Origin of the sequence: Flavobacterium sp. (assembly GCF_027484205.1) — a bacterium.
Taxonomy (GTDB): domain Bacteria; phylum Bacteroidota; class Bacteroidia; order Flavobacteriales; family Flavobacteriaceae; genus Flavobacterium.
Genome location: NZ_JAIXUB010000019.1, coordinates 161,887 through 172,180, shown reverse-complemented (window position 1 = coordinate 172,180; position 10,294 = coordinate 161,887). Strand labels below are relative to the sequence as shown.

Annotated in this window: 11 protein-coding genes; 2 read left to right on the top strand and 9 right to left on the bottom strand. The window is 30.0% G+C overall.

Features of this window, described 5'->3' with window-relative positions; translation table 11 throughout:
* Window positions 1–161: 161 nt before the first annotated feature.
* The 6 genes from Q0049_RS09730 to Q0049_RS09705 form a co-directional block, all read right to left on the bottom strand.
* The gene (locus Q0049_RS09730) at window positions 162–1,364 is read right to left on the bottom strand and encodes a hypothetical protein (RefSeq protein ID WP_298119196.1); all 1,203 of its coding nucleotides are present in this window, start codon (window positions 1,362–1,364) and stop codon (window positions 162–164) included.
* 171 nt (window positions 1,365–1,535) lie between these two features.
* On the bottom strand, window positions 1,536–2,213 hold the full coding sequence (locus Q0049_RS09725) for a metal-dependent hydrolase (protein ID WP_298119194.1): 678 nt from the start codon (window positions 2,211–2,213) through the stop codon (window positions 1,536–1,538).
* A gap of 42 nt (window positions 2,214–2,255) precedes the next feature.
* Window positions 2,256–3,185, bottom strand: a complete 930-nt coding sequence (gene menA, locus Q0049_RS09720) for a 1,4-dihydroxy-2-naphthoate octaprenyltransferase (protein ID WP_298119192.1) — start codon at window positions 3,183–3,185, stop codon at window positions 2,256–2,258.
* 108 nt (window positions 3,186–3,293) lie between these two features.
* Window positions 3,294–4,796, bottom strand: coding sequence for a PH domain-containing protein (locus tag Q0049_RS09715; protein WP_298119190.1), 1,503 nt, complete (start codon window positions 4,794–4,796; stop codon window positions 3,294–3,296).
* On the bottom strand, window positions 4,796–5,314 hold the full coding sequence (locus Q0049_RS09710) for a PH domain-containing protein (RefSeq protein WP_298119188.1): 519 nt from the start codon (window positions 5,312–5,314) through the stop codon (window positions 4,796–4,798). The genes Q0049_RS09715 and Q0049_RS09710 overlap by 1 nt, the downstream gene beginning before the upstream one ends.
* 97 nt (window positions 5,315–5,411) lie before the next feature.
* On the bottom strand, window positions 5,412–6,251 hold the full coding sequence (locus tag Q0049_RS09705; protein ID WP_298119187.1) for a 1,4-dihydroxy-2-naphthoyl-CoA synthase: 840 nt from the start codon (window positions 6,249–6,251) through the stop codon (window positions 5,412–5,414).
* 98 nt (window positions 6,252–6,349) lie between these two features.
* Here Q0049_RS09705 and Q0049_RS09700 point away from each other — a divergent pair, with 98 nt between their 5' ends.
* The gene (locus Q0049_RS09700; RefSeq protein WP_298119185.1) at window positions 6,350–7,459 is read left to right on the top strand and encodes a C1 family peptidase; all 1,110 of its coding nucleotides are present in this window, start codon (window positions 6,350–6,352) and stop codon (window positions 7,457–7,459) included.
* Window positions 7,459–7,884, top strand: coding sequence for a PH domain-containing protein (locus Q0049_RS09695; protein ID WP_298119183.1), 426 nt, complete (start codon window positions 7,459–7,461; stop codon window positions 7,882–7,884). The genes Q0049_RS09700 and Q0049_RS09695 overlap by 1 nt, the downstream gene beginning before the upstream one ends.
* Window positions 7,885–7,907: 23 nt before the next feature.
* Here the strand turns inward: Q0049_RS09695 and ygiD are convergent, their stop codons facing one another.
* The 3 genes from ygiD to Q0049_RS09680 form a co-directional block, all read right to left on the bottom strand.
* Complete coding sequence (gene ygiD, locus Q0049_RS09690) at window positions 7,908–8,753, bottom strand: 4,5-DOPA dioxygenase extradiol (RefSeq protein ID WP_298119207.1); 846 nt, start codon at window positions 8,751–8,753, stop codon at window positions 7,908–7,910.
* Window positions 8,754–9,033: 280 nt separating this feature from the next.
* A complete protein-coding gene (locus tag Q0049_RS09685; RefSeq protein ID WP_298119181.1) occupies window positions 9,034–9,606 on the bottom strand; it encodes a hypothetical protein in 573 nt (190 codons plus the stop codon).
* Window positions 9,607–9,719: 113 nt separating this feature from the next.
* The gene (locus Q0049_RS09680) at window positions 9,720–10,292 is read right to left on the bottom strand and encodes a hypothetical protein (RefSeq protein ID WP_298119179.1); all 573 of its coding nucleotides are present in this window, start codon (window positions 10,290–10,292) and stop codon (window positions 9,720–9,722) included.
* Between the last annotated feature and the right edge of the window lie 2 nt (window positions 10,293–10,294).

The following is a 10,294-nucleotide window of genomic DNA, read 5'->3' as shown; positions in this document are numbered from 1 at the left end:
TCAGGTTTCAGGTTTCAGGTTTCAGGTTTCAGGTTTCAGGTTTCAGGTTTCAGGTTTCAGGTTTCAGGTTTCAGGTTTCAGGTTTCAGGTTGTATAATGCAAAATTAAATTTTTAAATCTACATTGAAATTGAATTTTGAAGTTGACTTTTGAAATTGAAATTACTCCACAATTCGCAATATTTTCTTGAAATCGTCAACATCCAAACCTTTAGATTTATAAAATTCAATATCAAATTTTGTTTGTTGTGCCCATGATGTTTTTACATCAATATTATTTGACTTGTATTTTTTGTGAATTTCTTTTGCTTCAGCCATTTCTTTATTAAAAACTAAGGCATTTGCATATTTTAATTGATACCAAAGTTGGTTAGCATCTAATTGTGTTGCTTTAAGATAAGATTCTTTTGCTTTAACGAATTGTTTTGTTTCGATATAGATATCGCCTAAAGCACTATAATCTTTTGCTTGTGCCCATTTGTTTGCAACAATCTCATTTAGAATATAATCAATTGCTTTTTGATGCTGATTTTTTTTATAAAAATCCCAAGCTGTTTTCCTTTTGAATTCTAAAAAATCGTTCATTTGATTTGTGTTTTGAACTGCTTTGAGAGTTATAGTTTGTAGTGCATACGTTTTTTCTGCTGATAATAAGTCTTTGAATTCTTTGTATTTATACTTTTCACTTACTAAATTTATAAATTCACCTACAAACAAATCTTTTTTAGAAAGGTTTGCGAAAAAATCAAACTTTTTAATTTCGTTTTCTAAATCTTTTTTAGTTTCAACATTCCATCCACGACTTGCCTTTTTATTTACCCAAGGCACTACTTCAAGAACTATTTTTTGATTCATAACCCAATTGTCACTTTCGAATGCGAAATATAAATTTTCTGAATTTTGAATAGCACATTTGGAATCAGTTGAAAGTAGTTTTGCTTCTTTATTTATTGGCGTATTTTGAACCACACAAGCGTTAATGACTTTTCCCGTCTTTAGATAATTTTCTGAATCTTTATTTTGTTGAAATACAGCATATTTACATTCGTCATCTCCAGAAATAGTTGAAAGCAAAAAAACAGCTCCAGCAGTTCCTTGACTTATTCCTGTAGGATCAGGAATTGCCTTTAAAACAGAAACTAAACTACTTGATAATTTTTGATTGTCGTCGAGCAAGGTAATTCGGTAAACGACTTCTGTTGTTCCTTCAGGAAAATTGGCTGTTTTTATAGATTTTTTTTCGCCTGCTTTTAGTGTAATGGTTTCGTTTGTGGTGCGAATATTGTCCCAGTAACCATCATTGGATTGAGAAAACAGGTTTGTAATTGAAAGCAACGAAATTAAAAGAAATGATTTTTTAAACATTTTGATTTTATGTAATTAGTTTGCTATTTAGCCCTGATTGAAGTGCAAATCCTTTTTATTGCTTTGGAAAAAGACCTTTGACAGTACTCAGGATGACATAAGCAATAAAAGATTGCAACGAAAAGCAGGAAAATGGTTAATAACAATTCTCATGCCATTTGCTACAAAAAATTATAATATAATACTTTGTCCTATTTCTAGAAGCATTAAGTCTTTTCCTGCGTTGAAGAATTTCTTTTTGGCTTGGTCGTGGTCGATTTCGATATAACCAAAAGTATCGAAATGAACGCCAAGAATTTTATCACAATCCACAAAATCAGAGGCAATAATTGCGTCGTCAACATCCATTGTAAAATTGTCTCCTAGCGAGAGAATGGCAAGGTCGAGTTTGGTTCGCATTGGAATGAGTTTCATGTCCATGGTAAGCGCAGTATCGCCAGAAATATAGATATTTTTGTGTTCGCCTTCGATGACAAAACCGCAAGGATTTCCGCCGTAAGAACCATCGGGAAAGGAACTTGAATGAATGGCGTTTACCAATTTTACTTTTCCAAAATCGAATTTCCAACTTCCTCCATGATTCATAGGATGATGTTTAATTCCCTTTTCACCATAATGAACGGCAACTTCATAATTAGAAACAATGGTTGCATCAGTTCGTTTTGCAATGACCTCGGCATCGAGAATGTGATCTTGATGTGCGTGGGTTAAAAGTATGTAATCGGCTTTCAAATCGTTGATGTTGATGTGAGCCGCTTTAGGATTAGCAGAAATAAAAGGGTCAACTAAAATGTGTTTTCCGCTAACTTCAATGCCAATGCAGGCGTGACCGTAGAATGTTATTTTCATGGTGTGTGGGATTAATTTATAACTCTTTATAAATAATATATTCTAATTCAAAATATAATAAACAATTAAATCAGAAACGAAAAAGATTAAAGCTAATGAAAGTAGTACTGAAAGTAAAAATGTGCTTAGTGCTAATTTTTTTAATTCAGGATCTAAAAGTCTTGGCTCTTGGTTTTTGTATACTGTAATTAGATGTTTGGTTAATGGAAAATACGCCACCAAAAACAAATATTGATCGAAGTTGAAATTATTTAAAACGGCAAATAAAACTACCAAAACCATTGCAGAAATAATTAGGAAATAATGATAATTTTTCGCCCACTTTCCTCCCATTTTTACAACTATAGTGTTTTTACCAACTTTTCTATCGGAAGCTTCGTCGCGCATATTGTTGAGATTTAAAACGCCAACACTTAAAAAACCAATTGCAGTTGCCGGAAGTAATAACAACCAATCTATTTGCTTAGAAAACATAAAATAGATTCCGAATGTGCTTACTAATCCGAAGAAAATAAACACGAAAATATCGCCATAACCTCTGTAGCCATAGGCATTTTTACCAACAGTATATCGAATGGCCGAAGCAATAGCTAAAATTCCTAAAACAAAAAACAATAGCGAATAGACTAAATATTTTCCTTTGAATGAAAAATAAATTAATGACAAAGCTGAAAGTAATGTTAATAGCGACATGAAAAATATAGCTACTTTCATTGCTTGTGGCGTAATTGCTCCACTTTGAATGGCACGTTTTGGTCCAACTCTATCGTCGTTATCTGTTCCTTTTATTCCATCACCATAATCATTGGCAAAATTGGAAAGTACTTGTAAACAAACTGTTGTTGAAAGTGCAAAAATGATAATTTTCCAATTAAAGTAGGCTTGTGACAAGGCGTAAAAACTTCCGACCAAAATTCCAGAAACCGAAAGTGGTAATGTTCTTATTCTTGCTGCGTCAATCCAATGTTTCATTTTAAAAATGTTTAAAAGTTTAAAAGTTTAGAAAAGTTTATAAGTTCTTTCATTGAAAAGATTTTTGAAAAATACTATTCACTAATCACTAATTACTCTTCACTAAACCTACATCCAATTACTATCTGATGTTTCAATTTCGTATAACCAAAGGTTTACGTATTCTTTAATTTTATCAAATTTTCCTAGATAAAAAGTAATATTTCCACCTGCTGTATGCATTGTTAACGAACCAATATTCAGGTTTTTATGCCAAAATAGTTGCGATGTTGTCAATGCTTGAATTTTTCCTATTTCAATAATTTCATTATCAATATCCCAAGCGCCACTTTGTTTTATAATATGATTTTCATTGACATATAATCGATAATTTCTGAATCCGAAATAATGAATTACTAATAAGAAAATGGTATAAACTAGTGCAAAATGAGAATAATTAAAAACTTCGGCATTGATATAATTACCAAAGATAAAAAATCCTGATAAAGGAAGTACAATTGTTAAAAAAATTGCGAAAACTAATTTACGAAAGTTAGGTTGCATCATTGCGCCTTTTTGAGGCAATTCTTTGAAAATTAATTTTAGAATTTCGTCACTTTCAGCAGTATTGCAACCTGGAATTTCAATTTGAGACTTACTTTGCTTTTTTTCATCACTTACGGCTTGTTTGATTTTGATTTCAAGAACATTAAGTTTCCTTTGAAAAAAATTTCTAGAAATGTTGACAATTTGAACTTTCTCAGGTTTTAAAATAGTACTTTCAGTATTAATCAATCCATAAGAAAGTAGCAACGATCCTTTTTGCTTTGCAATAGAATAATTGAAGTACTTGATTAATGTTCGACCAATATTTAAGAGAAAAACAACTGTAAACAGTATCAAAATAGCAACAAGTGTTCCATAAATCACTGGATAACTATTAATTACTTTTTCAATTTTGTCTTCATCAATTACATCTTCTCTACCAATATTTCTTAGATTTTCTAAAATGGTAAAAAAGAACGTTAGAATCAATCCAATACTTTTTACATAATTAGATGTAATTCCAATTTTTAATAAACTGATTAGATTTATTTTAAGAAACGATGTAGGTGTATTGTTTTCAATTGTTTGAAGAACATGTTCCTCAGAATTAACTTCTCTTTTAACTTCATTATCAAGCAATTTAGATTTTAAAGCTAATGCCAGCGAATGAGAAATTGCTTTGATATTGCCTTCTTTTTTATCGCTTCCTGCAGTATCAACATTTAAAGCATAAATCCCTATAATTCTGTGAATCAGTGTTTGATGAATATTAACCTGCTGAATTTTATTAAGTTGAATTGTAGTTTTGGTTTTGTTAATAACTCCTTCATTTACAATAAATTCGTCGTTATCTTCATCTATGTAAAAGGTAAAATTGAGGTATTTTAAATAAGCTACAATTGCGGTAAGGACAATTAAACCCAAAATTCCTGCAAAAACTAAAACTTTATCACTAAAATCTGCTTTAATTAAAAAAATGAAAATGATTGGTAAAAAAGCTTTTCCAAATTTGTATAAAGAATCAAAAAAAAGTACCAAAACACCAATTTTTGATTGACGTTGTGGCTGATTAAAATTGGTTTCCATTACAATTGTTTTTGAATTTTACCCATCAATAATTGTTTGATATTTTCAGCTTCTTCTTTAGCAATTCCCGGAATTTCAACATCGCTCGAACTTCCACCAGCAGTGAATATTTCAACTGTTGCTAATCCAAAAAATCTAGAAATAAAACCTTCATGTAAAGCAACATGTTGTACTCTATTATATGGAACAACCATTGTATTTGTTGCGATGATGCCACTTCTATAAATTACATCATGATTTCTAAAGGCGTAAGCTTTTTTCTTGAAAGAAATCCGATATAAAATGAAAGAAAGATTCACAATTAACAAGAAAATCCCAAATACCCAAAATGGATTAAATTTTTCAGAATCATCTACATTAATCCATAAAAAAATTATTGCAATAGCTAAAATTGAAAAGAGAATTAGATTATTAATTAACAAAACGTTCCAATATTTAGAATGCAAAGAAGTAAGTTGTACTTCTTCAAATCGAGGAAGTTGTTTGGTATCAATGGTTTCGTTAGAGAAGTTTTCCATGTAAAAAAAGTTATAAAATGAATACAAAAAGTACTTTTTGCATAAAAAAGCACTTCGACTGAGCTCAGTGTGACAAAACTGACAACTGAAGACTAAACTAAGGCAACCATTTTTTATCAAAATTAGGTTTTCTTTTTTCTAAGAAAGCATCTCTTCCTTCTTTGGCTTCGTCTGTCATGTAGGCTAATCTTGTAGCTTCTCCAGCAAAAACTTGTTGTCCAACCATTCCGTCATCCGTTAAATTCATTGCGAATTTTAACATTTTTATGGATGTTGGCGATTTTGCCAAAATTTCTTGTGCCCATTCGTAAGCAGTATCTTCCAATTCATCGTGAGGAATGACCGCATTTACCATTCCCATTTCAAAAGCTTCTTTTGCGGAATAATTTCTTCCTAAAAAGAAAATTTCACGTGCTTTTTTTTGTCCAACCATTTTTGCTAAATAAGCCGAACCATATCCGCCATCAAAACTAGTCACATCGGCATCGGTTTGTTTAAAAATAGCATGTTCTTTACTGGCTAAAGTCAAATCGCATACTACATGCAAACTGTGTCCGCCACCAACTGCCCAACCTGGAACTACACAAATTACGGCTTTTGGCATAAAACGAATTAATCTTTGAACATCTAAAATATTCAATCTGTGATAGCCATCTTCACCAACATAACCTTGATGACCTCTTGCTTTTTGATCGCCACCACTACAAAAACTCCAAATTCCATCTTTAGAACTTGGACCTTCAGCAGAAAGCAAAACTACTCCAATGGAAGTATCTTCTTGAGCATCGTGAAAAGCTTGTAATAATTCGGCTGTAGTTTTAGGACGAAAGGCATTGCGAACATCAGGTCTGTTAAAAGCAATTCTAGCTACACCATTGCATTTTTTATAAGTAATATCTTCAAATTCTTTAGCGGTTAACCAATTGATTGTACTCATTGAAAACTATTTTTGTTAAAAATTGATTGGAAATACTAAATTATAGTATTTTAGCGTAAAAATAAACCAAAAAATACTTTAAACCACTATATTTTATTATGAAAAAATTTATTCTAAGTATCGGATTAGTAACATTAAGTTTAGGAAGTTTTGCCCAAACTTATGAATTTCAAACGGTTAAGGATATTGAAGCAAATCCGGTAATATCACAAGACAATACAGGAACTTGTTGGAGTTTTTCAACAACCTCATTTCTAGAAGCAGAAATCATTAGATTGACTGGAAAAAAAATAGATTTATCAGAAATGTATAATGTAAGAAATACCTATCCAAAGAAAGCATGGAATTATGTGATGCGTCAGGGAAAAGCGCAATTTGGAGAAGGCGGTTTAGCTCACGATGTGATTAATAGTGCCGAAGATTTTGGTTTAGTTCCAAATAGTGCTTACACCGGTTTAAATGGTACTAACGACACACACGATCATGCTGAAATGACTGCTGTTTTAGAAGCTATGCTAAAAACTTATGTAGCTAATCCTGGTAAAAAATTATCTCCACAATGGAAAGAAGCCGTAAATTCAGTTCTTGATGTTTATTTAGGAAAGAATGTTTCTGAGTTTACTTATGAAGGAAAAAAATATACTCCGAAGAGTTTCTTAGAAATGACTAAATTGAAAACAGCTGATTACGTTACGATTTCATCTTTTAATAATGAACCAATGTACAAGCCATTTTTATTGGATATTCCTGATAATTTTTCTAATGGAATGTTTTATAATTTACCTTTAGAAGAGTTTGTACAAAATATTGATAATGCATTGGATAATGGTTTTACTATTGCCTTAGATTGTGATGTTTCTGAAAATACGTTTTCGGGCAAAAACGGTGTTGCCGTAATTCCTGATAATGATGCTGATGCAAAAACTATTTTAACTGAAATCAAACCAGAAAAAGTAATCTCACCAGAATACCGTCAAGCGGAATTTGAAAATTTGACAACTACAGACGACCACTTGATGCACATTGTTGGAAAAGTAAAAGATCAAACAGGTAAAATTTATTATAAAGTAAAAAACTCTTGGGGAAATAAGTCTGGTAAAGATGGTCATATTTACATGAGTGGTTCTTATTTAAGATTAAAAACGATTTCTGTTTTATTACACAAAGACGGTTTGATTAAAACAACAAAATCTAAATTAGGATTATAATGAAACGATTTTTGTCATCAAAAAGTACCTTTACTTATATCTTTCTATGGGCTATTGTGCTGTTTATGATAGTTGTATTGTATTTAGGAATTAAAGAAAATGGAGTTGCATTAATTCCAATTGTAATAGTTTCTTTAGTCATTGGTTTTCTACTTTGGGTACTTTTAGACACTCGATATGTTATAAAAAATCATTTTTTATTGTATCGTTCAGGACCAATTAGAGGACGAATAAATATTGAACAAATTCAAAAAATAAAAAGACATTCTGGATTGTATGTTCCTGTGACTTTAAAGCCTGCACTTGATACTAAAGGTTTCATAATTACTTATAATAGATATGATGATCTGTTTATTTCACCTATTAAAAGTGATTTATTTTTAGAGGAACTAATGAAGATTAATCCGAAGATTGAAATTATATAAAGTAAGAAAGGTAAGCGTTCAACTTACCTTTTTTTATATCCAATTTTTACTGAAGTCATTGTTAGTGAACCGCCAACAGGCTTGTCATTAAAAAAACTTATTTGGTCTTTAGTATCTTGCAATGCGATAGAATAAATCAATGGAAAATAATGATCTGGTGAAGGAATAGCAAGTTTTGCTGCTTTATTTAATTTTTCATATTCTATCAACGATTTGAAATCACCATTACCGATTTTTTCTTTAAAAATAGTATTCATTTCAATAGCCCAATCATAACCATATTCAGGTTCATTAAGTTTGTCCCAAGCAACCATACCTAAATTATGAACCATATTTCCACTTCCTATTATTAAAACACCTTTTTTTCTTAAAGAAGCTAATTGTTTTGCTAGCTCAAAATGATATTGAGCAGGTTTTCCATAATCAATACTCAATTGCAAAACTGGAATGTCAGCATTAGGATACATATGTCGAACAACAGTCCATGTTCCGTGATCTAAACCCCAATCGTGATCTAAACCTACATTAGTAGAAGTGATTAAATCAGATGTGAATTTTGCCAATTCTGGATTTCCTTTTGCTGGATATTCAACTTCAAATAACGCTTGTGGAAAACCTCCAAAATCGTGAATTGTTTTGGGATTATTCATAGCCGTAATGTGTGTTCCATTTGTTAACCAATGTGCAGAAATTACTAAAACAGCTTTTGGTTTTGGTATTTCTTTTCCAAATTTCTTCCATGTATTAGAAAACTCATTGTCTTCAATTCCATTCATTGGCGAACCATGTCCAATAAATAACACTGGAAGTTTTTCGTCTTCTTCGTTCAAGTCTTTTGTCCAATTGTAGAACGGCTGTAATGATGCCATAGTCATTCCTCCTATTAGTGTTTTTATAAAATCTTTTCTTTCCAAAATCACAACATTTGTATATACAAATATATGAAATTTATTTAATATGCTACATTTTTCTTTAAAGATAAAAAAGTGAAAAATCAGAAGATGTTTACTTAGTCAGTTCATTGCAATCATGTGCGCTGAATAACGATTAGATTTTTTTAAAATGGAACACTTTGTAAAGCTAGGTATTTAATTGAATAAATAAAAAACCACAAAAAAGTTATAGCTTTAAAACTGCTAAGAAGTTTTATTACCACTTAATTTTTTCTCCCACGACCATCTGCTTTCCTCCTTTAAAACCAATACTTAATTGTAAACTATCTGTTTTCTTTCGCATTTCTTTTAAAAACTTTGGATTATCCTTTCTAAACTTAGCGTAAGAAACTAAATGAATAGTATCTTTATTAGTTTTTAAGTCAGCTAAACTTCTCTTTGGATTATATTTTTTTATTAACTCCTCAACATTTTTGTCGCTTAATTTATAAAAATAATTTATGTTAATCCTATCTGGGTAATTGGAATCATGTCTACTTTTCAAACCCCAAATTAATTTATTATTTTTTTTATTTATGATTAAATAATCTTCACCTTTTGATATTCTATCGTCATCAATCTCAAAATAGAAAACAACGTCAACTTCGTTGTAACTATTTAAGTAAAATTTAAATTCCAATGGAATATTTACTATTATATGCTCTTTTGTAGAAATAATTTCCTTAACGATGAAAACTCTCTCGTTTGAAACCACTTCTTCAAAGTACTTTTTCTCAGCACATCCTGATGAGATAAAAATAAAACACAGTAATACAAAAAATTTTTTCATTATTTAATCAATTAAAAAATATACAATCAATAATATCATCAAAAGTACCAAGAGTTTCATTGATTATAATATAACTTATAAAAACATATTTATTGTCTGAATTTTGAATATTATTACCAATTGATTCTCTCACCAACGACTTTTGATCCTTTTCCTTTTATGTACAAACTTAAAATAAGACTATCAGGCAGCTTTCTCATTTCCTGTAAAAACTCAGGATTGTCTTTTCTATATTTTGAATAAGATATTAAATAAATAGTATCGTTTTTTGTCTGTAATGACTTTATTGTTTTAGAAGGATTATATTTCTTTATTAGTGCTATAACTTCATCTTTTGTGATCTTTCTTTTTTCATCTATAATATAAATATTAGTTGGATAATTATAAGGACTATATTTATCAAGTGAAAACATTTTTGTTTTATATTTTGTATCGATATAGTGAAAATCTCCTTCAAATCTTTTTCTACCATCGTTTTCATAATAAGGGACTGCACTGATTATTTTTTCATTGTTTAAATTTAATTCAAATTCAATTGGAACATTTAAATTATAATAGGTTTCTTCAAATGTTTCTTTTAAAGTAATACTTACTTTTTCATTTGAAATTACCTCTTTTAAATAATTTCTTTCTGTACAACTAATAAAAAAAAATACAGTGCTAATTAAAATAATTGTTTTCTTCATAA